This window comes from Streptomyces longispororuber (assembly GCF_024448165.1).
In the GTDB taxonomy this organism is placed as follows: domain Bacteria; phylum Actinomycetota; class Actinomycetes; order Streptomycetales; family Streptomycetaceae; genus Streptomyces; species Streptomyces longispororuber_A.
In genome coordinates, this window is sequence record NZ_JAMOLN010000180.1 from 1 (window position 1) to 21,604 (window position 21,604).

At 67.8% G+C, this 21,604-nt stretch carries 19 protein-coding genes, 3 pseudogenes and 1 CRISPR repeat array; of the genes and pseudogenes, 6 read left to right on the forward strand and 16 right to left on the reverse strand.

What is annotated here, in order from left to right; translation table 11 throughout:
• Together M4J07_RS36370 and M4J07_RS36375 are read right to left on the reverse strand one after the other, a co-directional pair.
• Nucleotides 1-345: pseudogene (locus M4J07_RS36370) on the reverse strand (transposase); the annotation flags it as partial.
• Between the two features lie 563 nt (nucleotides 346-908).
• Nucleotides 909-1,127 (reverse strand): DUF397 domain-containing protein, encoded by a 219-nt coding sequence (locus M4J07_RS36375; protein ID WP_255979297.1) that lies wholly within the window; start codon nucleotides 1,125-1,127, stop codon nucleotides 909-911.
• 448 nt (nucleotides 1,128-1,575) lie between these two features.
• On the opposite strand from M4J07_RS36375, the gene M4J07_RS36380 reads away from it, so the two are divergent.
• Nucleotides 1,576-2,313: a GAF and ANTAR domain-containing protein gene (locus tag M4J07_RS36380; RefSeq protein ID WP_255979299.1), complete on the forward strand. Its 738-nt coding sequence runs from the start codon at nucleotides 1,576-1,578 to the stop codon at nucleotides 2,311-2,313.
• 529 nt (nucleotides 2,314-2,842) lie between these two features.
• Here the strand turns inward: M4J07_RS36380 and M4J07_RS36385 are convergent.
• The gene (locus M4J07_RS36385; protein ID WP_255979301.1) at nucleotides 2,843-4,279 is read right to left on the reverse strand and encodes an MFS transporter; all 1,437 of its coding nucleotides are present in this window, start codon (nucleotides 4,277-4,279) and stop codon (nucleotides 2,843-2,845) included.
• A gap of 1,949 nt (nucleotides 4,280-6,228) precedes the next feature.
• On the opposite strand from M4J07_RS36385, the gene M4J07_RS36390 reads away from it, so the two are divergent.
• Together M4J07_RS36390 and M4J07_RS36395 are read left to right on the forward strand one after the other, a co-directional pair.
• Entirely contained in the window at nucleotides 6,229-6,528 is a 300-nt protein-coding gene (locus tag M4J07_RS36390) for a hypothetical protein (RefSeq protein WP_255979303.1), read from the forward strand.
• 89 nt (nucleotides 6,529-6,617) lie between these two features.
• Nucleotides 6,618-7,169: a hypothetical protein gene (locus tag M4J07_RS36395; protein WP_255979305.1), complete on the forward strand. Its 552-nt coding sequence runs from the start codon at nucleotides 6,618-6,620 to the stop codon at nucleotides 7,167-7,169.
• A 39-nt stretch (nucleotides 7,170-7,208) separates the two neighbouring features.
• Here the strand turns inward: M4J07_RS36395 and M4J07_RS36400 are convergent.
• A pseudogene (locus tag M4J07_RS36400) lies at nucleotides 7,209-7,460 on the reverse strand (IS110 family transposase); the annotation flags it as partial.
• 43 nt (nucleotides 7,461-7,503) lie between these two features.
• Nucleotides 7,504-7,830, reverse strand: coding sequence for an ATP-dependent DNA ligase (locus tag M4J07_RS36405; protein WP_255979307.1), 327 nt, complete (start codon nucleotides 7,828-7,830; stop codon nucleotides 7,504-7,506).
• Between the two features lie 361 nt (nucleotides 7,831-8,191).
• Here M4J07_RS36405 and M4J07_RS36415 point away from each other — a divergent pair, with 361 nt between their 5' ends.
• The gene (locus M4J07_RS36415) at nucleotides 8,192-8,497 is read left to right on the forward strand and encodes a LexA family protein (protein ID WP_255979311.1); all 306 of its coding nucleotides are present in this window, start codon (nucleotides 8,192-8,194) and stop codon (nucleotides 8,495-8,497) included.
• Nucleotides 8,498-8,796: 299 nt separating this feature from the next.
• On the forward strand, nucleotides 8,797-9,036 hold the full coding sequence (locus tag M4J07_RS36420) for a hypothetical protein (RefSeq protein ID WP_255979313.1): 240 nt from the start codon (nucleotides 8,797-8,799) through the stop codon (nucleotides 9,034-9,036).
• A 253-nt stretch (nucleotides 9,037-9,289) separates the two neighbouring features.
• Here the strand turns inward: M4J07_RS36420 and M4J07_RS36425 are convergent, their stop codons facing one another.
• Nucleotides 9,290-9,661 (reverse strand): fic family toxin-antitoxin system, toxin component, encoded by a 372-nt coding sequence (locus M4J07_RS36425; RefSeq protein WP_255979315.1) that lies wholly within the window; start codon nucleotides 9,659-9,661, stop codon nucleotides 9,290-9,292.
• A 15-nt stretch (nucleotides 9,662-9,676) separates the two neighbouring features.
• Entirely contained in the window at nucleotides 9,677-9,907 is a 231-nt protein-coding gene (locus tag M4J07_RS36430; RefSeq protein ID WP_255979317.1) for a hypothetical protein, read from the reverse strand.
• A gap of 347 nt (nucleotides 9,908-10,254) precedes the next feature.
• Here M4J07_RS36430 and M4J07_RS36435 point away from each other — a divergent pair, with 347 nt between their 5' ends.
• Nucleotides 10,255-10,965 carry a hypothetical protein gene (locus tag M4J07_RS36435; RefSeq protein ID WP_255979319.1) on the forward strand — a complete coding sequence of 237 codons (711 nt, stop codon included), beginning with the start codon at nucleotides 10,255-10,257 and terminating at the stop codon, nucleotides 10,963-10,965.
• A gap of 803 nt (nucleotides 10,966-11,768) precedes the next feature.
• On the opposite strand, the gene M4J07_RS48320 is transcribed toward M4J07_RS36435, so the two are convergent.
• The 9 genes and pseudogenes from M4J07_RS48320 to cas6e all read right to left on the reverse strand — a co-directional run.
• Complete coding sequence (locus M4J07_RS48320; protein WP_255979321.1) at nucleotides 11,769-12,452, reverse strand: Lsr2 family DNA-binding protein; 684 nt, start codon at nucleotides 12,450-12,452, stop codon at nucleotides 11,769-11,771.
• A gap of 150 nt (nucleotides 12,453-12,602) precedes the next feature.
• Nucleotides 12,603-12,998 carry a hypothetical protein gene (locus M4J07_RS36445; RefSeq protein ID WP_255979323.1) on the reverse strand — a complete coding sequence of 132 codons (396 nt, stop codon included), beginning with the start codon at nucleotides 12,996-12,998 and terminating at the stop codon, nucleotides 12,603-12,605.
• 45 nt (nucleotides 12,999-13,043) lie between these two features.
• Nucleotides 13,044-13,187 (reverse strand): annotated as a pseudogene (locus tag M4J07_RS48710) (IS21-like element helper ATPase IstB); the annotation flags it as partial.
• 583 nt (nucleotides 13,188-13,770) lie between these two features.
• On the reverse strand, nucleotides 13,771-14,199 hold the full coding sequence (locus tag M4J07_RS36455; RefSeq protein ID WP_255979325.1) for a hypothetical protein: 429 nt from the start codon (nucleotides 14,197-14,199) through the stop codon (nucleotides 13,771-13,773).
• 563 nt (nucleotides 14,200-14,762) lie between these two features.
• Nucleotides 14,763-15,554, reverse strand: a complete 792-nt coding sequence (gene istB, locus M4J07_RS36460) for an IS21-like element helper ATPase IstB (protein WP_255979326.1) — start codon at nucleotides 15,552-15,554, stop codon at nucleotides 14,763-14,765.
• Entirely contained in the window at nucleotides 15,554-17,077 is a 1,524-nt protein-coding gene (gene istA, locus M4J07_RS36465; RefSeq protein WP_255979334.1) for an IS21 family transposase, read from the reverse strand. The genes istB and istA overlap by 1 nt, the downstream gene beginning before the upstream one ends.
• A gap of 957 nt (nucleotides 17,078-18,034) precedes the next feature.
• Nucleotides 18,035-19,770: a CRISPR direct-repeat array (repeat unit 29 nt; unit sequence GGGACCATCCCCGCGGGTGCGGGGAGCAC).
• Between the two features lie 91 nt (nucleotides 19,771-19,861).
• Nucleotides 19,862-20,212 (reverse strand): type I-E CRISPR-associated endoribonuclease Cas2e, encoded by a 351-nt coding sequence (gene cas2e / locus M4J07_RS36470; protein ID WP_255979328.1) that lies wholly within the window; start codon nucleotides 20,210-20,212, stop codon nucleotides 19,862-19,864.
• On the reverse strand, nucleotides 20,209-21,186 hold the full coding sequence (gene cas1e, locus M4J07_RS36475; protein WP_255979330.1) for a type I-E CRISPR-associated endonuclease Cas1e: 978 nt from the start codon (nucleotides 21,184-21,186) through the stop codon (nucleotides 20,209-20,211). Before cas1e ends, cas2e begins: the two co-directional genes overlap by 4 nt.
• Nucleotides 21,183-21,604 (reverse strand): type I-E CRISPR-associated protein Cas6/Cse3/CasE (cas6e, locus tag M4J07_RS36480; RefSeq protein ID WP_255979332.1); only part of this gene is annotated, 422 nt, incomplete at its 5' end. The genes cas1e and cas6e, both read right to left, overlap by 4 nt.

A 21,604-nucleotide genomic window follows, 5' to 3' on the forward strand; every position in this document is an offset into this window, starting at 1 on the left:
GCGCCGGTAGTTGAACAGCCAGGAGATGCTGCGTTCGACCTTCCAGCGGTAGCGGCCCAAGCGTTCGCTCGACTCGATGCCACGTCGCGCGATCTTGGGTGTGATGTTCCGGCTCCGCAACCAGCGGCGGATCTCCGGGTAGTCGTACCCCTTGTCTGCGCCAAGCTTGGCGGGTCTGCCGCGTCGGGGCCCGCGCCGCGAGCGCACCTCGGGGACCGCCATGACCAGTGGCTTGAGGGCAAGGCTGTCGTGGGTGTTCGCCGCAGAGACCGCAGTGCCCAGCGGCAGGCCCTGGGCGTCAGTCAGAATGTGGAGCCCCCTTTTCGTCCGGACCGAGGCAGAATCGCGATGTCGAGCGCCATCAACTGGTGTGCGACCGACGACCTGCTGGCCAGCCTCGTGCGTGACATCGCCGGCACGCACGCCTGCAGTGGTTGGCTCCCGGCGGCTGCCCTCACCTCTGGATCTCCCTCCACAACGCTGGCAAGGTCCGTCTGATGGGGCGCATTTGCGCGGAGTCCCCGGCCTGGGCGGCATCACAGATACCGGGGACTCCGCCTTCACCGGCATCGATGTCCGCGGGAGGAGACTCGATGCCGATGGGACCCGTGGACGTACACGCCATCCCCCTGGGCGGTACGTCTCACGGTGGACTCAGCCTCTCGTCGCGTACCGAGTGTTGTCACCATCAGCCGGCGTGTAACCCCGTCAGGCAGGGGCGTGTTGGAGCGAATGCTGCCCGCTGGTGTGCGCGGGCGCGTTGGAGGCTCCCCTGGTGCAGCATCGCCATGGCTGTAGTTGGTTCGGCTGGGAGGGCAAGGAACTCGTCAGACTGCGGGGCCTCCAGTAGTCCCTGCGCTGCCGTGCCCGGAAGGAGGACCGGGTGGCGGCAGAACCCTCCGGTCGGCTCAGTCCACTGGGCCGAAGGTGCCCGCACCGGCGCCCTGAACGAAGCAGATCCAGCCCTGTCCGCCCACCACGAGCGGCCAGACGCCACGGTCCTTGCTGTCGCGCACGGCCACCCTCCCCTCCGTCAGGAACGCCACCTCCACACAGGCCCCGCTGCCGTTGGAGGCCTGCGCCGTGAACCAGTGAAGCCCCATCAGATGGTCCGGATAGTCACTCATGCCTTCTCCTCGGCGGCACGCACCAGGCAACACACGGGCAGTGCGAGCGGAACGGAGCAGCGGTCTCCCGGACGGGGCGGGGTGTTGCTACACCGTGCCCAGGCCGTGGAAAGTCGGTGCATCCGCCCGCCCAGCGGGAGCGGAAGCAGGAGACAGGTCATCGCGCCCGGTCCCCACGGGGTGACTCGCTTCCGATCCACAACAGGAATCGAACCTTCCTGAGATTCCTCCGCAAATGTATGGATGTCAACGGGCTTGTGTGCCGCGTGACCGGTGGCCGTTCCAGCCAACCGGCCGGCTCTGGAAGCTGGTCGGCATCGAACCACTCCACCGGTGGTGCGAGACAAGCGTGGACTCTTCATGGTGAGGGTGCCGCTCGCGTTCCAACGCCGGCATGACGATGTGCATCACAATGGCTCTCACCATGAGCCGGAGAGAGGGTTTCCGGATGAGCGTGCATCGCGGTGGCCATGCGTCCCCCGCCGATGTCGTGGCGCGCGTCGCCGCCGTCCTCACGGCCGCCCCGCAGCAGCAGCTGCCCCAGCAGGTGTGTGACGCGTTCGCTTCCACACTGGACGCCGACGGCTGTGCTCTGTCGCTCATTCCCCACACCGAACAGGCCCTGGTGGTCCACGCCACCGGCATCGCCGGCCCGGCAGAGCTCGCCCAGTTCACCCTGGCCGACGGCCCGACCGTGACCGCATCCGCCACCAGCCGCACCGTCCTGATCGACGACCTCACCCACACCACCTGGCCCATCGGCGGCTGCCTCAGCGACCAACTCCCCCACATACGCGCCGCGTTAGCCCTCCCCGTGCAGCTGGGTGGCCTCTGCCTGGGCACCATCACCGCCTACAGCACACACCCGCACCACTTCACACCCGACCAGGCCGACCACGCCCTCGCCGCCGCCCAACTCGCCGCGGCCCCCCTGGCCGACAGCGTCACCGACCTCCTCGGCAGCCACCCCACAGCCACGCAGGCAACCGAGTGCTGGGTCCAGGTACACCAAGCAGTCGGCTACCTCGCCGCCCAACTCCACTGCACCACCACCGACGCCCTCGACCTCCTACGCGCCCGCGCCTTCACCCAGAACGTATCCCTCCACCACCTCGCCACCCACATCCTGCCCACCCACACCACCAACCGCCGACCGGACACCGAACCACCCCCACACGACGAATAGAGGCCATGAAGCCCGCCGGGTAGGGCCAAGAACTGGCAGGCACGTTCACGACGGTGCGCGGCTAGAGCGGACCGCGGGCCGGGGCCGGAGACCAGGGACTGTTCAAGCAGGAGAGGTCCTCACATCCGGGCCAATCCCGGCCAGAGCGGCAGACGGCCTTTCGAAGAAGACCACGGCCGCGAAGGGCACCACGGCGAAGAAGGCCGATAAGAGCAGTCCGCGGAAGTCATCGCGATCTGTGACATTTCGAACTACATGGCACTGGATCCGCAGGCTCACCGGGGCGAAGGACTGTAGTTTCCACACTACTTGGCACCAGATGGGCATCACAGTGGTCAGCAGCGCCGGATTGTCGGGGCATCTGTCGCCAGAACGTCGTGAAGGCTGCGCCCGGTGATCGCTGTCGGGCGCAGCCTTCACGACGTGAATAGCCACTGGGCGGGTCAGCAGCAGCCGGACGCGGCGGCAACCATCCGGCTCAGACCTGTGTGGAGAAGCAGCTTCCTCCGGGGCGATGCGCGCCGCGGGTTCACCACTCCGAGGAGGCGGACGCTTCCGTCGAGGAGCTGCTCTGGCTCCAGTCACTGGCGGTCTCATGGCTCCACTCGCCGGAGTTCTCACCGCTCCACTCGCCGTTGCCGGCGTCAGGAGCACGGCGAACCAGCACGGCGGAGACGATCGCGCCGACGACCAGCACGATGCCTGCCGCGAGGTACACGGCGGCGTAGCCCGCGACGCTGCCGCTTGCGTACCCACCGCCGATCTCGACGAACAGGGTGGTGAATACCGCCAGAGCGATCGAGCCGCCGAGCTGCATGGAAGAGCCCATGACGGCGGACGCCGCGCCGGCGTCGCTCCACGGCACGTCGGCGAGGCCAACGTTCTGCACCGGCACGACCACAAACGCGAGTCCGATGCCGATCAGCAGCAGGCCGGGGAACACCTGAACCCAGTAGGAGCCGCCGACGGTGAGCTGGGTGAGGTAGAACATGCCGACCGCAGCGATGAGCAGTCCGGCGGCCATCACGTACCGGGCCCCGAAGCGTTCGAACAGGCGGGTGGCGAGCGGCGCGAGGGCCATCGTCGTGATCGCCATCGGAAGGGACGCGACTCCGGCGAGCAGCGGGCTGAATCCGAGCACGGCCTGCAGGTGGAACGCCTGGAACATGGTCGCGCCGATGTAGACGGCGCCGACGACGGCTTGGACGATGAACGCGCCGGCACGGGTGCGGTTCCGCAGCACACGCAGGGGCAGCAACGGGTATCGGGTCTTCGACTCGATCACGAAGAACACCGCGATAAGGATCGCGCCGAGGACCAGGAACGCGATCGTCCCGACTGACGCCCACCCGGACTGCGCGAGGGTCAACCCGTAGACCAGGCTGGCGAATCCCAGAGTGACGACGATGGCCCCCCACAGGTCCTGTCCGTGATGATCGTTGGCCTTCGACTCCCTCATGAACAACACGGCGCCGAGGACGCCCAGAACCGCGAAGACGATATTGACCAGCAGGCACCACCGCCAGCCGACGAACTCAGTGAGCGCACCCCCGAGGGCCAGACCGATGGTCGCGGCGCTTCCTGCGGCAATCCCGAAGATCCCGAACGCCCGGGCCCGCTCCTTGCCGGAGGTGAAGAGGACGGTGAGCATCGACAGGGCGGCGGGCGCAAGCAGTGCGGCGAACGCGCCCTGGATCCCGCGCGCGGAGATCAGCTCGATGCTCGTCTGCGACAGACCACCCCAGATCGAGGCGGCGCCGAACCCGATCATGCCGATCAGGAAGCTGCGCTTGCGACCCCAGAAGTCAGCCAGGCGACCGCCCAGCAGCAGAAGAGACCCGAACGCAAGGACGTAGGCGGTGACGACCCACTGCCGCTCCGTGTCGGTCATGCCAAGCTCGATCTGCGCCTTCGGCAGAGCGACGTTCACGATGGTCGCGTCGAGGACAAGTACGAGCTGGGTCATCGAGATGACGGCGAGAGCCCACCAGCGTCGTGGATCAGGTTGGACGGCAGACATAAATGAAACCTCCGGTTTCATCAGTTGAATGAAAGCCGGAGGTTTCAAGCCTCGGACCAGTACCCAGCAGGCACTAGCCATCCTCGATCTACTCGAGCGGAGCGCCGACTCTAACAGATGTCCACAGCACGCCAAGGCCTATACGACGGCTCAGCGCGGCAGTCATCACCCCGGCCTGTCGGCCGATAACCGGCCAGAACGAACGCTCGTCGGCGCCCCGATGCCACGGTGCCGTAGCCTCGCGTTGCCGGGGTGGCCGCAAGTCCGCCGGCCAGCCGCAGCCGCTCGACTGGCAGAGCCGGAAGAGCCTCTGACCAGAGGCTTTCGTTCCAACTCTCTCGACCAAGTGCCATGTAGCGCGCAAAGTCACAGGCTGGCCGCCGGTCCGGTGGGGGCCGGAGATTGTCGGAGCGCAGTCGTACTCTCGATCACATGACCGATGTCCCCACCCCGTTCCCGTCCGATCTGCTCGCCGCGCAGAAGCGCCTGGCCGAGCTGTACTCCGAGAGCGCCGCCTTCCCCAAGACGCGGCCCTGGTCGCTGGAGCCGCTGGACGGCTGGGGCACCGAGAAGGCAGCGCACGGAGGCAAGGTCGAGCGAGCGGCGCGGGAAGCGTCCCCTGGCTGGAGCGAGGACGATAAGGCGGCGTACGCCAAGCTGTGGTGCGACCTGGAGGATCAGGCCGTGATCGTCCAAGGGCACCGGTACTTCGCGGCCTACGAGGGCCCCGGACCTGGTGAAGCGGAGGATGCAGCTGAAGCACGATCCGGCAGCACTCCCCACGTCCGTGGAGCCCGCTGCCGTCGACACGAACTCCCCGGCCCCGGAGGACCTGGCGCAGGCCGTCTAGAACCTTCTTCGGCGCGGGCGCTGTCCCTGCCAGAACGGGCGGCCCTATGTGGCGAAGGGCGGCCCAGGGGGGCGCGCCCCCGCTCGCCGCTGTCACAACGTCACCGGGCCCGGACGCCCGTACCGGATTCCTGGAGAGCCAGGTGTACGCGTCCACGTGTACGGCCACACGGACCTGGTCGACGGCGCAGCGCTCCTGGACCACCTCCACACTGTGCGACCACATCGCGGGGCGGCTCGCGCTCGGCTACGCGCCGGACGATCTGCTGCCCGCGGCTGCGCTCGAGGCCGCCGAAGGGTTCGATCTGCGGGCTGTCAGGGCTCATTGCCGACTATCGGCACGCCCGGGGACGTGACTGCCGTGGCGCTGACTCGTTGAGCCGGGCGACGCATGCTCACCTCTTCTGGTGATCCACATGGGGCGGGCCTTCCGGCGAGGGTCCGCCCTTCACCTTGTGCGCCATGTGCTCGCGGGTAGCGGTGACGCAAGTGGCCGGAAAATAGCGCAAACGCAAACTTGTACTGACGGTAGTCCCCCGTCACAGGCGTTCGGGTCGTTGCTGGCCCGCGTCATGGCGCTGCATTCGCGCTGATCGTCAGGCCCTGCGCGGACTGGCCATCGCATATTCTGCCTCTGGCTCAAAGCCCGCAGCTAGTGCTTCTGTGGACACGAAAAGCCCGTCAGCGCGAAGTGCGGCCAAGCGACCTGCGCTGACGGGCATCGAGATATCACCACTGGAGAGTGAATCATCGTGTCCTCTGACAGTACCGCGCCAAAGAAGGTCAAGAAGCGCGTCGCGGCACGTCTCAGTCTGGCGCTCACTGCCGTATCTGCATCTGCCAACGTCCTCAGGCTCCTGCGCGAACTGCTGAGCCATCACTGACGCTGCTGGGGTACTGCGTTTAGGTGGTGCGCTGTGCAGCGTTCTGGGGGCGGTCTCTCATTGAGAGGCCGCCCTTCACGCTGTGCGCAGAACTGTGGCGACGGCGTGCCTGGTGGTTGACGTGATCTCCCACCCCGACCTCGGCGACGTCCGCACGCGGCCGTGGCGCGAGCCCGCCTCGATCTCTACGACGAGCCCAGGGCCGGTCGCCGTGTATGTCTCGCCGTCGTGTGTGCGGTCCCGTCGCCCGGGGCCGACCGCGGCAAGGCGCTCACCGACTTCGGCGGCGAGCGGTCGGGTGAGCATCTGCGAGCCGACGACCCGCCCGTCCGGCAGCGCAGAGAGGCCCTGGATCGGCGGGCCCAGGGAAGTGACGAGGTCGACGAGAAGGTCCCTGCGCTCGCGCCACGGCCGCGTGCGGACGTCGCCGAGGTCGGGGTGGGAGATCAAAAGGCCACGTAGGAGACGCCTCAGGCGCCTAACTCGTCAAGCGGCGGTCTTCAGCCCGCTGTGTAGCCTGTCGATCTGTTCGAACGGGATGAGGGTGGGGCATGGAGGCGCTGGTGGAAGGGGCCGTCACGGCGGCCCTTCGTGACGGAGGCGATGAGACGATCCGCCTGTATGCCGCCGCCTGCGCCGAACGTATGGCGCCACTATTCGTGGGCCTGCGGGCGGGCGCGCCGGGGCGGGAAGCCGACCTGGACTTCTATGCGGAGTCCGTACGCGATCTCTGGCATGTCGAACAGCCGCTCGTCAACGCTGCCGAGGGCGTGCACCGGCTGGAGCGGTTCGCGGAGCTTCAGCCGAACGAGGAGGGGATCACCGATGTCGCCGATACCTACGCCTTCTTCGCTGCCCTCTGCCTGCGGTATGCCCTCCTGGCCCACGGCTCGGGAGATGCTGACGATGCGGTGTCCTGCGGCCACGTGGCTCTCACTGCGATGGGCATGCTCGACCAGAACGTGGCAGGCGCTGGCTTCCTCACCGAGGAACAACGACTCCAGTCCCTCTCGCTGGGCGGTGATGTCTCAGGCCTGTGGGACGCGAGCGTCACGGCAGGGCGGGAGAGACTTCGTGCTGTGTTGGGCCGCCTGCCACGCTAAGCATGCTCCTGACCGCTGTCGACGAGATGCGGCCTCTGGTTAGGCGGCCGCCATGCCCACCTCGTCGGGCGGAGCTGGGAATGCCAGTGCCTCGTCATATCGATGACCTTGTTGGAGGCAGTGGTAGAGCTGGCCGAGCATGCGGTTGAAATGGTTGCGCTGGGCAGCGGCGTGCCAGTCTCCATGGTCGCGGCGGTGCCGGTAGTGGGCTTTGGCGCCAGGTGAAGCGGAGAGCGCAGAGAACGCCCAGAAATAGCCAGCGTGGTTGAGGCGGTCGTTCTTCACCCAACGCCACGAGCGACTGGCCTTTCAGCCAGCCACCGTTGACAACGGATTAGGTGGGGTAGCGGGCGGTCAGGTCGGCCATGCGGCGGCCGCGGGCTGAGGCCCGCGCGCGGACGGCGCCGAGGTCGGTGCGTCCCTCGCGCCAGATCACCAGTTCACCATCGAGGACAGTGTCAGGCGGCAGATCCATCGCCGCGGTGGCGATGTCGATCCACTGCTCGGTGGCATCCCGGCCCGAACGGGTCTGGATCCGTACGGTGCCGCGGCGCCACAGAATGCCGCGGTCGCCGTCCGGCTTCGGCTCGTACCACCAGCCCTGCCCTTCGGGCAGGGCGGCAACCTGCTGGTCCAGCGCCACATCGACCGGGTACTCCACACGATCACCCTCTCCCCCGTCTGGGCTGGCCGCGCGCGGGACTGCGGCTGAGCGCTCTACCTGGCGGAGCTCGCCAGGTTCCCGGCAGCGGGTGTGTATACATGCCCTTGCCCAGAAAATCGAACATCTGATCCAATCGCAGATATGCGCTACCCCCCGATTCCGGATGACCTCGTACGCACCCGCGCGGACTGGACGCGCACCTATCGGGCGCTCGCGGCCGGGCCCGGTCCGTCCGCGGTGCTGCGTCGGCGTCTACTGCGGCTGTCCGTGCGGCTGGTAGCCCATCCGTACCGGGAGGGCCCCCCGCCCTCGGCGGGGGCGCGCATGGAGCTGAGGCGACAGGCCGAGAGGATCGACCATGGGTGAGCTGACCGAGCGGCAGAGGGCTGTGATGATCTTCCTGCGGTCGTGGGTTCGGGAGCATCGTGAGGCGCCGACGCTTGCCCGGATCGGCGAGGCGGTGGGGCTCCGGGCGCGGTCGTCGGTGCACTACCAGCTGAGACAGCTCGAAGCGCTGGGCCTGGTGCGGGTCGTCGGCGGGAAAGCGCTGCCGGCCGAGTGGAATCCGCTGGGCGCCCCGCGCGGCCGGGCTCGGCGCAGGGTCTCCGTCCACGCGGCGGGCGGGACCTGTACGGGGAGCGGCGCCCCGTCCCCGGCGCCATAGGACGGTCCCCTACCTCACGGGGATAGGCCAGCAGGTCCGGGGGTGCAATTCGGCCCGCCGCATCACGGGGGTAAATGCGGCGGGCCTAGAAAGCGCGCTCTATCGCCCAACTCTGGTACCCATGCGGGGAAATGGCTCACTATGCGCAGAAGACGAACCCCGTACCGAGTGGGTCGACCGGTACGGGGTTCGTCGTCACGCGAACCTACCGCCGCCACCGCACGAGTAGACGCCGGACGTCAGCCCACACCGCGCGCGCCCGCCGCGCCCGGTGGCACCCCTCCGCTTAAGATCCGCTCGTGGCGATCGAACTACCTGACGACCTGATCGAATTGCAGCGCTCGGCGGACGACGAGGGCCGCAAGATGGAGCACCTCGACGACGGCGAACGCGAGAAGCAGCGCGAAGTCTGGTTCGAAGCGGCGGCGACGGCTCAGGCCGCAGTCACCGCGTACGCCGAGGAACATGACCTCAACCGGTTCGACGTCGAAAAGCAACTCCGGCAGGTCACCCGGCACCCGCAGGCTCCTCAGGAATAGGCCGCTCCTGCCCGCCCCACTCGGTGAGGACGTGAGCGACGCCGTATCCTCACCGCCCTGAGCCGGTCATGACCGCAGTGGCTTCGGGTAGCCGATCCTCATGGTGGCGGATGCGAAGTGGGGCACTCTGCAGGCGCGACTGGAAGCCTCGTGTGCGCTGTCCCAGGAACGGAGCGTGCCTGACCACCCTGAACGGCCGGCCACAACCCACATCGCCCGACACGGTGCGGGGCGTCAGGGGCAGCGGGGCGCGTTAGCGGGACCACTCCCGCAGCACCGCAGCGATCTGCCGCACGTCGGCCTGCCTGGTCGCAGCCTGCTCGACCAGGTCCGCGGCTTCCTTGGTCGCCACCGACACCGGCAGCCCGGACGCGTGCAGATAGGCGGCGGCGGTGGCTGCCGCGAACAGTTCGTTGGAGTGCTCAAGCGTCGGCACCAGCACCAGCTGCTGCAGGAGAGCTGCCGCCCGGTGATGCGGCTCCGGGTACACATACGTGTCCATCACCCGGCAGCAGTGCCGCGCCCGAGCCGCCTCCAGACTCCCGTAGTCGACGACCAGGGGATCTCCGGGCAGCTGCTGGTGCGCGACATCCAGCAGCCAGGGCAGATCGATCTGCAGGAACACGATCCTTGCCCTGGCTCAGGCTGCGTCGGCGCTGGACGCGGCAGACGGTCCGCCGAACCGCTCCGCGAAGCCAGCAGCGTGCTCCGCGATGAACAGCGCAGAACCCTCCAGGAAGCGGGCCTTCGCCAGGTCAGCGTCCAGCACCTGCCCGGCGTACACCTCAGCCTGCACATGCTTCTGCGCGGCAGCACGCTCGAGCTGCTCGTACGCCTCGTCGCTGATCTGAATCCGGATTTCCCGAGCCATACCCCCACGGTAGCGGCCATGGACGGGCTACGGCAGGGCATCAGCTCCAACAGGGCATCGGAGGCCGAGGCCTCGCCACGGGGACGCAGAGTTGCAAGGTTTTGGTCATCCAGAACCTATGCCTTGCGCGCGCGACCGACGTGGGCCTGGTCCTCTGCCACCCGTGGGGCGCTGGTTGCAGTCCCGCCCTGCGAGACGGCGCGCGGCCTGATGGGGCTCTTTGAATGTCCCCACCGGCTGCTCTGCTGTTGGGCCGACTTGCTCACCTGATTCCCCACGTTCGTGTTGGCTGGCGGCATCCCTGCCCTGCTGCGAGCTGGCGAGGGACGTCCTGGTTGGATGCCCGCATGACGGACTGGTCTAAGTTGGAGCATGCGTATGGCACGGCCGAGGACGTTCCGGCCCTGTTCGAGCGGCTTGGCACGGAGCGCAACGACGAGGTCTGGAAAGACCTTTGGTCACGGTTGTGCCATCAGGGAAGTGTCTACTCGGCGAGCTTCGCTGCCCTCGCTCTGCTTGCTGATCTGGGACGCGGGGCGGACACACACGCTGACAATGCCCTGATCCTTGCCGGTGCGATCACCACTGACGCCGATGACGAGACCCGCGGTCAGTACGGCGCCCCGATCGAGCGACTGCAGACGCTGGCCCATGACCGGATCCGCCGACCCGCGGAGCCCGCCCTCTACGTCTATCTGCTGCAGACCGCCATGGCGCTTAACGGCGTCCCTGTCTGGTCCGTGGCTCTGGAGAGCTTGGCTGACGGGATGATCGAGGTGTTCTGCCCCGAATGCGAGATGGGGGTGTGCGTCTCCATCGGTGAAGCTGGCTACTTCTCCGCAGTCGGGGATTGGGAGCCGGGCGATCCAGAGGGGTCGCCGCTTCGCGCCGCCGAGCCGGACGACATGTCGGGGCCTGCGCGCGTGCTCTATGACGCGGCCAGCGAGGCCGGGGTCGACACCGTCGTGCTCGCCCTCACCTATCTGTTCGGCGAGGGAACGTGCGGGGAGTGTGGCACCGAGTTCTCGGTCGCCGGGCAAGTGGCCGAGCAATACTGAGACGCCCCGCAAGCAGGCCGGCTGGAGCTCACTGGGACCAGTCGATCGTTGCCCTGCTGGCCAACCCGGAAGCCGCCCGCCCCATCATCCACTCCACCGGAGTGCTGCCGCCGCTGACGGGTTCCCTGACCGGATATCTGATCCACCGTCCACCCGTGGGCCCCACCCTCACCACGTCTTTGACCTGTTCAACCGAGTGAGGAACGGAGAGCGGGCCTGGGGATTTTCGCGGATCCTCATCAGGCCCATGGCCGATCAGGAGAATTGCGGCGGCGCGCATGCCGTTTCGTGTGCCGGTGAGTGGAGTGTCACGGTGGTCGCCTGCCCCTCAGCTGCCGCCTTGAGCAGGTCTCGGCGGTGTTCGGGGGGAGCACTCCGCTGCCGGGACGCGGATCGGGGTGTCGTCGCTGGTTCTTCCCAGGCACGGCGCACGTCCCCGACCGTGAGCTGCGGGTGCTGGCTGCCTCTGTACGCTGTGGGCTCGACGTCGAAGTCATGGCGGCCGGGATGCTCGGCGAACAGCCAGCAGGGCTCGCGCTCATCATCCAGCTCTGGCTCAGGGTTCTCCTTGCGAAGGCATATGGGCGCCCATCAAATGGGACCCGGCACTCAGAGTGTCGGTCGGAGGCCGCTCCGTGCCGAGAACAGTCGGGAGCGGCCCATCCTGGCGCGGAGCAAGGACGCCCCAGCGGTAGCCCGGGGCACTGACAATCCGTGATCGCAGCGTCACCTCGGACCCGCAAGGAAGGCTGCCTCAACAAGATCTGGGTGCGCGGTCTAAGCGGTCATCACGTGGTCAGGGATCACGACGGGTTGGCTTCCTTCCAGGCTGAGATGACCGAGCCGGGGATGCGTCCGCGCTCCGGAACGTCATAGCCATGCTCGCGGGCCCAGGCGCGGATGACGTGCGAGTCCATGGCGCCGCTGGCAGCGGTGGTGACACGGGCGGAAGCTTGTCCCGGCCCGGGTGGGGGCGCGGGGGTGAACGACGCTCCCTGGGCCAGCAGGCTGTCCGGGAACAGCGGGACCTGGAGCCGGCCGCTGAACACGGTGAGGAGGAACGCGGCAAGCGAGCCGTCGTAGGTGAACCAGTTTAACCCGCGGGCCTCGTTGACGGCGATGGTCCACATATTGGGGGCCTGCGCCGAGGTGGTGTGCCAGAAGACGTACTCGCCGTTGTCGCTGACCGCGATGGGGAACAGGTCGGCGGGAGGGCAGGGGAGGGCCTGTCCGCGGTCTTGGTCGCGGGTGAGCTGCTGTTGGACCGTGGTGGTCATCGGGCCGGTGAGGCTGATCCAGTCGGTGGCACCCAGGGGGTGGCGCAGGGAGAGGAAGTCGCAGAAGGAGCCCGGTCCGTAGGCGGTGGCCAGGTGCCGGTAGTCGGCCGGCAGGGTGAATCCGAGCGTGCGCTCGACCTGGTGCCAGTCGGCGGTGGGCGAGGTGGCCGGTGGCCGGCAGAGGCGGATGAGGTCGTCGATCTCGGTCACAGAAGTCCTCGGCGGTGGCGTTGCTGCTGGTTGGCTCGGGCGGTTCGAGTTGGCCCCAGCCGGGCGGCTTGAGCCGGCCCCACTTGGAGATGGTTCTCGCAGCTCGGGCGGTTTGAAGTGGCCCCGGGTATCAGCTTGATTTGGGACCGGTCAGAGGGTGTAGGGGGTCAAGTAGACGGCGTCTCGGTGGCAATGGATCTCGATCCAGGTGCCGTCGACGCTCTGCGGAACTGGATGGGCGAGATCGAAAAGGACGAGCGAGCCGTCGATGTCCAAGACCGCTGCGCCGTCCGGCGTGAGATCCAGGCGTCCTCGCAACATGACGGTGCCGTCGTCAACACTCAGGCCAGGCCCGGGGGTGGCTGCGGGGTGCGCGTTGTCGTTCCAGGCCAGATCCCGCTCGACCGTCCACTCGATGCCGTATTCGCCGGCCATCGATGGTGTGGTTCCGTGCCAGCCCACCACTGCACTACCAAACGACGTAGTCAACGCGACCAGCGGGGGGCTGTCGTCAGGTCCGGTCACTGGCTCCAGGTGATAGCGCATCCCGTCATGATGCATGGATAGCTATGTGGCCTGCGCCGCCGGGCGTCACTCGGTGCTCTTGCGTTGCTGTTGTGCTTTGCTGTGAGCCAGCCGGAAGGACTCGGTGCCGGTCTCGACGAAGGTGCCGTTGAAGGTGAGTCGATCGACGATGGCCGCGCAGAGCCGAGGGTCGGAGGCTCCACACAGCCACACACACCAACACGCGAGCGGCCCTCCACTCACCTCCGACCGGCACCAATCACCCGACGGCACAGGCACCCAGACACACGGCCAGGCCACCGGCGCGCAGCCCCCGCCCCACGCGCACCCTGGAACGACGGCACCGAACCCCGCACACGCACACACCGGTCCGATCCTGCCGTCTGCTCTATCTCTCTTCCTTCCTTCTTCGTCTGTGGGCCGGGCCGGAGGGTGCGTGTGAGGGGTTGTCGACACCACCGGTACACCCCCCGCAAAGCCACCTGACCTGCAACTCCGCGGTGCGGTGCGGCAAAGGGTGCACTAGGGGCTTTGACAGGCCTTTTGTGGGGGGCTTTACAGAGGTGCTTGACAGGGACTTTGCACGTCCCTGCCGGGCCCCGGCCCGGACCCGGCAGGGCAGCCTCAGGCGACTGCCTCCCCCATCTGCATGCGCTGGGCCCGCCCTGCTGCGCCTTCGCCGCAGGGTGGGATCGTGGAGGCGTGTCCACGGGAGGCTGGTCGCACCACCCGGCGATAGCCACAGTATCATCAGGAGTGAGCCGGCAGGACAGTGCCGCCCGCGCCGCCATCCTCAAAAGACCTCGGCAGCACCGTGGTTCGCCACCGCTCCGCCGTTCGAGCAGCCGCTCGATCCCAGCCGCGCCAGTATGCAGCGCTCAGTAGCGCGCTGGGAGTACACCACGGCGCCCCTCCTGCCGAGCGAGCGCACTCCACTGCCTGTTGCGCATACTTCGTCGCCGATCGAGACGACCACAGGGTGCCGGCCCCAGCTGACCGTCCACCGTTTGCGGACGCGCTCTCGCCGCAGAGGGCCGTACCGCTCCAGCTCGCACAGCGCCGTCCGCAGCCCATCACGCTGCTCCGGACCGCCAACGAGAAGCATCTCGAAGGAGATGCCGTACCCCTGGCGGTGACTGAGGCCTTCCACCAGCAGGCCCAGGACCCGGCGGGACAGCCACCCCTCGCCCACCGCCTGGTCGCACACCGAGGTGTGCTGCACGCCGAGCACCTCGCTCGCCCCCGGGCCGGGCCGGATCATTGTGCCGAACCCGTGGAACCTCCACTCAACTGCCCGCTCCCTCCATCCGGCCCGCACCCCCAGAAGGCGGCGTGCGGCCTTGTGCTCATCCAGGGGTTGACCCCGGCGGGGCCAGCCAGTCCGCCTACCGGAGCCCAGCGGCTGCGCACCCGTTCCCATCACAACCCGTCACCGCCTGACCGGTACGCAGACCGGTACGCGTTCTCGCACGCCCACCCACTGGACGCACCATCGGCAGGCTGTGCACCCACCCGACCGCACCGACTGGGCAAGCTGCACACCCAGCTGCGCAGACACCCCGGACCGCAACTACGTACCAGACGAGCCCGGCCTGCCGGCCGACCCCAGGAGGTGCACACCGCGCATGCGCACCGCCCCGCTCGCCGTAGTGCGCAGGGCAGTTGCGCAGCATGTCAACGGTCGTGCGGAACTCCCCGTAGGCGGCCAGTAGTTGTCCCTGCTGGCGGCCATCGAACTCTCCCCGTTGGCGGCCAGATAGTGCCCCGCCCGCGGGTCGTTGATGATCAGCTGAAGGGTTTCACCCCCTGTCCGCTCGTGGCCTCGGTGAAGCGATAGCTGTCACCCTGGGTGACCACGATGTGAGCGTGGTGCATGAGCCGGTCGACGGTGGCAGTGGCCAGGGTTTTGGGCATGATCTCGTCGAAGCCTGAGGGGTGGAGGTTGCTGCTGACGGCGACCGAGCGCCGTTCGTAGGCAGCGTCGACCAGGCGATAGAACCCCTCGGCGGCGTCGGGCGAGACGGGCAGAAGGCCAATATCGTCGACGATGATGAGGTCGGAGCGGATGATTCTCGACAGGGCCCTTGCGATGGAGTCGTCTGCGCGATGGCGGCGGACCAGGGCGCCCAGGTCCTCGATGGTGAACCAGGTGACCGACAGGCCAGCTTCGACGGCGGTTTGGCCCAGGGCTTCGGCAAAGTGCGACTTGCCTGTGCCCGAGGGGCCACAGATACAGAAATTCTCGCGGCGGCCGACCCATTCGAGGGTTTTGAGAGCGTCCTGAGTGGGTCTGGGGATCGAGGATTTTCCCTCCAGCCAGTCACCGAATGTCTTTCCCGTGGGGAACCCGGCTCGCTTTCGGCGTGTGTGGAGATTGGCGCGGTCACGACCAGCTGCTTCTTCGGCCAATAGCACCCTCACGACCTCTGCCGGGTCCCATCTTTGCGCTTTGGCGGTGGGAATCAGATCTGCCAGCGCCCTTCGCAGGTGCGGGAGTTTGAGGCGTCTGGTGAGCTCGACCGCTTCCGCAAGAGGGTCGCCACCGGAGCCAGGAACAGTGCGAAGAGGGCTGACCATCAGGCGAGATCGCTTTCGTCGTGTCCAGCAGGGTCGGGACGGCCGAAAGAAGCCCAGCTGGAAGTTCCGGACTGCAGGGAGTGATCCTCGCTGCGGATGATTGGACTGCTGCGTTCGTGGCCGGCCTGATAGTCGAGGATGGACAGAAGGTCTTTGTCCGCGAACCGGCCGGTGACGGCGGCCGTTCCCAGAGCGCGGTCGACATCCGTGACGGAGTAGAGCTTGGACAGGGCGACAGCCTCGTTCATCTTTGCCTTGACCCGGCGAACGCCCGCTGATCCGGCTTCCACCAGCCAGGACGCGGCTCCGGGACCAAGTGCCAGGAAGGCAGCCTCCTCGGCTGAGGCAGCCCTGGGAACACGATCGGATTCCTTGTCCGACCTCGGCGGATAGTGGGCGTCGTCCAGCACCGGATCGCCCGGCCGGCCTCGCCGATGACGGGCGACCTCCCGCGTCGATGCTTCTTCGTCGACCGCGGTCACGATGAGTTCATCCCCGTGGAAACGGGCCCAGACTCGGGTGTCGATTAGTTCGTGCGGAACGGAGTATCGGACCGCTTCAACAGAGATCGTGGCATCCCAGTTGACCCGCCGGGTGGTGCCGAACGCGGCTGTGAAAGGTCTGCGCGGCAGTGGGTGCAGTCGCTGCTGTTCTTCCGCCAGCCGTTCCAGCGGGCGACGGCGAATGGCCCGATGAGTGCGATGGTTGACCTCCTCGCAGAACTCCCGGCAAGCCGCCTCCAGTTCGCCGAAGGTCTTGTAGTGGTCGCGCAGATTGACGTCTTTGGGCACCAAGTCTGCTTTCGCGATGCGGACCGTTGCCTCGGATCCGCCCTTGGTTTCCGGGTCTGCCGGCAAACAGGTGCGGATCGTGGTGCCATAGTGACGCGCAACCTCGACAATCTCCGGATTCCGGACCGCAATTCCAGCGACATGGTCGGTAGTCACGGTCTTCTCGTTGTCCGTCAGAACGTAGGCGGGGACTCCACCAATTCGCCTGAAGGTGGCATCCAGGCATGACGTGATGGTCGGCAGTGTCTTGTCCCAAATCGGGATCACCACGCGGAACCTTGACCAGGCAAGCCAAGCGCACCACAGGATCGTCTTGCGTCCGTGGATTGTGGGGCCGTCTCCGAAGTCGTACTGAAGCCAGAGGCCGGGCTCGGTGACCCACGGCCGATAGATCCGCCGCCGTCCAGCTCTGAACTGGGCTTTCGCCTCCGCAACCGTCCGACGAGTCGTGCGTTCCCCGCCTGTGAAGCCCATCGCGACGATCCGCTTGTGCACCACATCCGCACGGATCTTGCCCTGCGACCGCACGACGAGCTCCTCGATCTTCGGCAAGTAGTCGTCGATCGCTCGAGCCCGATGCCGGCGCTGATCGGGGTGCTGACCAGCAGCCCGCATCTGCACATATCGGGCCACGGTGTGGTGGTCACATCCAGCCAACTCGGCCGCAGCACGGTAACTGCCTGTCAGGTCATACGCCTCAAGGATCTCCATGATCTCCCTGCTGTTCTTCACCCGCTCCGGGCTGCCCAGAGCGAACTTGTCCAAGCGGGTGGGGAGTTCTAACCAGCCGTACGTGGGGATTCCCGAGGCCGTCAGTGGGGCGCTATATGGCCGCCCATGGGGAGCTTGGCATGGCCGCCGTCAGCAGCACCCCCGAAGCCCTCCGCTACGACCTGCACAGCCCCGGGCTCCACCACACGTCCACATCCCCAACGCGTACCGGTCGCCACACCCACGGCCTACCGGCCGGCCAGTGCCTTCAGGCCATGCATCCTCTGCCTGCATGTGGGCCGGTACGCGATTGCGAGTCACCGAGAACACGAACCAGAGGGCGTACCAGCCCAGCACTCGTGCAGGTCACCGGCCCCGCCGCCAGCACACGCGGCTACCGCGGCCAAGCCGCCGAGGCGCGCACCAAGACGCGATCCGCCCACACTCCGACGCCGACCGGTACGCGATCCAGGCACCCGGAGAATGCGTACCAGTGAACTCTCCCAGGGCCGGTACGCGTGAGCTCACCATACGGCTGCGCAGTCCATGACAGCGCGCCTGCGCACGTGTTCCACAGACCGGGAGCCTCACAGCGCAGTCACGCCGACAACAGTGCGCTGCCACCGCCACCAGCAGTGCACTACACGACCAAAAGGCCCTGCACGCGGGAACTGCGCACCTCGACTCCCACTTGCTGCACAGTGCACGGACAGCCACCGCGCGCCAACCCGGGCCGGCGGCGAAAACAGGCGCGCAACCCGGCACCACCGCCCCGCGACAGACATGCCTCCCCGTCTCCCACGCGAGCGCCACCACCTACCGCAGGAACGCGCCCCGTCAGGGACGGCCGCCATCACCGACCGCACAAACCACCAGCGAGGCTCGGTTCTCCTCAGGTGTCACGTACGGAAGATGGGCCTTATATCCCCGCGTGCCCGGGGAGTAGCCACTGTGGACGCCGAATGTTCGGGACACCCCGGGGCGATCCCCACGGGTGCGGGGAGCACCCGGTGGTGCGGAGGTGCCGGTCGGCGGCGGTGGGACCACCCCGCGGGTGCGGGGAGCACGCCGGTGTTCTCGTGGGTATCGGGGGCGCGGAGGGACCATCCCCGCGGGTGCGGGGAGCACAAAGGGTTCAGGGCGTGCGTAAGGAGCACGCCGGGACCATCCCCGCGGGTGCGGGGAGCACATCATGCCGGACGCCCGGTCGCGTCCGTTGACGGGACCATCCCCGCGGGTGCGGGGAGCACAGAGGGGGCGAAGCCATGAGCTTGTTCGGACTGGGACCATCCCCGCGGGTGCGGGGAGCACAGAGGGGGCGAAGCCATGAGCTTGTTCGGACTGGGACCATCCCCGCGGGTGCGGGGAGCACGTCTTCAGCTTGTGCTGGACCGCCTTGAAGGTGGGACCATCCCCGCGGGTGCGGGGAGCACGCGATCTCCCGGTTTGCGCCGTACGTTTCGGAGGGACCATCCCCGCGGGTGCGGGGAGCACGCGTACGGGTTGTACGGCTCGATGCCGAAGCTGGGACCATCCCCGCGGGTGCGGGGAGCACGAGTTCGTTGACGACGGCCTTGATCTGGTGCCGGGACCATCCCCGCGGGTGCGGGGAGCACGCAAGGGCGACCTCTACGGGCCCACGACCACGGGGACCATCCCCGCGGGTGCGGGGAGCACTGGAGGAACTCCGGCGCGCCACCGGCTCGTGCGGGACCATCCCCGCGGGTGCGGGGAGCACTCGGTCCTTCCACTCGGCATGGACGTGCGCGGGGGACCATCCCCGCGGGTGCGGGGAGCACCATCTGCTGCATCAAAACGTCACCGCCACGTCGGGACCATCCCCGCGGGTGCGGGGAGCACAGCGTGGCGAGCGCGATCAGCTTGTCCTGGGCGGGACCATCCCCGCGGGTGCGGGGAGCACATGGCCGGCACCCTTGCGGGCACCGACGCCTGGGGACCATCCCCGCGGGTGCGGGGAGCACCGGTCCGCCTACGAGATCGCCGTCGACAGCGGGGGACCATCCCCGCGGGTGCGGGGAGCACACCAGGCCGTCGTTCAGCTGCTCCACCCGGGTGGGACCATCCCCGCGGGTGCGGGGAGCACGAGCCGATCCGCCCGGGCAGCGCGCGGAAGAAGGGACCATCCCCGCGGGTGCGGGGAGCACGCTTTTTGTAGTGCCTGCTTGGTGGCCTTGAGGGGACCATCCCCGCGGGTGCGGGGAGCACTGAAGGCCGGCGGCCCTGGCTACGTCGATCTTGGGACCATCCCCGCGGGTGCGGGGAGCACGGCGACGGCCAGCCACACGCCCTCACGGCGGAGGGACCATCCCCGCGGGTGCGGGGAGCACGCCATCGGCTACTCGACCGCGCGGGGTGCGTCGGGACCATCCCCGCGGGTGCGGGGAGCACCGGGATCCTCGGCTCCATCACCAACGCGGTCAGGGACCATCCCCGCGGGTGCGGGGAGCACGCACTCTGGACCATCGCGGCCGCCGTCATCGCGGGACCATCCCCGCGGGTGCGGGGAGCACCGTGACGTCCGCCTGCTCAACACCGGCACCCTGGGACCATCCCCGCGGGTGCGGGGAGCACACGTCATCGAGTTCTTGGTCGTGGAGCGGATCGGGACCATCCCCGCGGGTGCGGGGAGCACATCGAGGCGCAGTGGTACCGCCGTTATCCGGCGGGACCATCCCCGCGGGTGCGGGGAGCACTCTTCGTGACCTGCACTTTTGCAAGGGCCGAGTAGCGGTCCAGGACACTTTCACACACTCCGACTTAAGAGATATAAAACCCAATTCACCCTTATCTCTTACCGAAGCGTCGGCGCCTGGAAGCGTTGCTCCAGCCCTGCTTCGGCTCGGGCGGATTTGAAGCAGCGCTTCTCTTCGGTCGGTGGATCAGGGTTAGTCCCTCGTGGTCTGACGGGTGCCAGGTGTGGTCGTGGGTCCGGAAGGTGAAGCCTTGCTCGTTGTTGGTGGTGTAGGCGAGGAGGGCGCGTCCTTGCCCTGCGTATTGCTGGACTTCCCGCCAGAGCTGGTCGCGGATTCGCGCGGAAGGGTTTCCGATGAAGACGCCTGCGGAGATTTCCAGGAGCCAGCGGGTGAGGAATCCTCGGAGTCCGGCGGGGCAGTTGGTGAGGACGATGACGGTCACCAGGCTTCCTCAGCGAGGTAGTCGGCGTCGTTGGCTTCGGCGTAGTTGCGGCCGGAGGCAACGGTGTGTGCGCCATCGGCGTGGAGGGTGACGGTGTCGTGCACGTCGTCGAGGGCTGTTGCGTGGGGTGTTTCGGGCAGTAGGAGGCGTTGAATGTCGCTGACGCAGCGGTCCAACAGGCTCGTTTCGTTGATGCGGTCGCGTAGGGCCCGGCGTGTGTGAGACCCGATGTCGTCTTCGTGTTCGCCCGCTATGTCGAAGGCGATGGGGATACCGATCTCGGTTTTGTAGAGGTCGGCGACGTCGAGGACGAAGGAGAGTTCGTGGCCGGAGTGGATGAATCCGAGGGCTGGGCTGCATCCCATGGCGGTGATGACTGCGTGGGTGATGCCGTACATGCACTGTGCGGCGGCGGTGATCGCTTGGTTGACGGGATCGCCGCTGGTGAAGTCGCCTGGTGTGTAGCGGCGGCCGTTCCAGGGGATGCCGGTGCGCAGGGACTGGGTGCGGTAACAGTCCTTGACGCGGCGGCCTTCGTGGCCGAGGAGTTCTTTTCGTGTGTATGCGGAGGGGTCGTCGTCGGGGAAGCGTAGGCGGTACATGGCGCGGGCGACCGTGAGCCGGTTGCGTGGGTTGGCCCATTGGGTTGCTTGTGCTTCGGCCAGGGCGGAGGAGCGGGTCAGGGCGCGCCCGGAGGCGTAGTAGCGCACGCCGTGTTCGCCGACCCAGCACACTGCGGCGCCGCACTCCCCCAGGACGCTCATGGCCTGGTGGGTGATGCGGGTGCCGGGGCCCAGGAGCAGGGTGCCGATGGTGGCGGAGGGGATGTGGGTGGTGCCGTCGGCGTCCTCGGCGGTGATGGCGTTGGCGTCGCGGTGGATGGTGCATCGTTCGAGGTAGATGAAGGAGAGCCGGTCGCCGGCGCGGGTGAGTTGGCGTGGGGTGAGGGCGGCGCGGCGGGAGACGGTCGTCAAGCGGCTCCTCCTGGGGTGAGGGGTGCGAGGGTGAGCAGGCCGCATCCGTAGGCTTTGGCTTTGCCGAGGCCTTGGGTGAGGGTGCGGCGCAGCAGGTCGGGGTCGGTGATCTGGAGTCGTCCGTCGTAGGTGACGGTCACCAGGCTGACCGGGGCGTCTTTGCGTCCCGGGTTGCGCGCCTTGGCGAAGGCCAGGTTGCGTTGGTCGTGGACGGTGAGTTCGTGCTGGTCTCCGTGGTGCGGGTGCTGGCTGTGCGTGGTGCCGGAGGGCAGCAGGCGGCGCGTGTCGGGCTTCTCCAGGATCCGGAAGCCGCAGCTGTCCTGGCGTTGCAGGAGCCAGCCCATCTGGTGCACCGGGGTGACGTGCGCCGTGCGTTTGGTCGGCTCACCTGCCTTGCGGCGGATCTGGTGGACCGGGT

Coding starts and splice junctions, on each gene's coding strand:
- M4J07_RS36385 (WP_255979301.1), bottom strand. CDS start 4,279: ATGACCCAGCTCGTACTTGTCCTCGACGCGACCATCGTGAACGTCGCT.
- M4J07_RS36435 (WP_255979319.1), top strand. CDS start 10,255: ATGACGGACTGGTCTAAGTTGGAGCATGCGTATGGCACGGCCGAGGAC.
- M4J07_RS36415 (WP_255979311.1), top strand. CDS start 8,192: ATGGGTGAGCTGACCGAGCGGCAGAGGGCTGTGATGATCTTCCTGCGG.
- M4J07_RS36375 (WP_255979297.1), bottom strand. CDS start 1,127: ATGAGTGACTATCCGGACCATCTGATGGGGCTTCACTGGTTCACGGCG.
- M4J07_RS36395 (WP_255979305.1), top strand. CDS start 6,618: ATGGAGGCGCTGGTGGAAGGGGCCGTCACGGCGGCCCTTCGTGACGGA.
- M4J07_RS36430 (WP_255979317.1), bottom strand. CDS start 9,907: ATGGCTCGGGAAATCCGGATTCAGATCAGCGACGAGGCGTACGAGCAG.
- M4J07_RS36445 (WP_255979323.1), bottom strand. CDS start 12,998: ATGCGCTATCACCTGGAGCCAGTGACCGGACCTGACGACAGCCCCCCG.
- M4J07_RS36380 (WP_255979299.1), top strand. CDS start 1,576: ATGAGCGTGCATCGCGGTGGCCATGCGTCCCCCGCCGATGTCGTGGCG.
- istB (WP_255979326.1), bottom strand. CDS start 15,554: ATGGTCAGCCCTCTTCGCACTGTTCCTGGCTCCGGTGGCGACCCTCTT.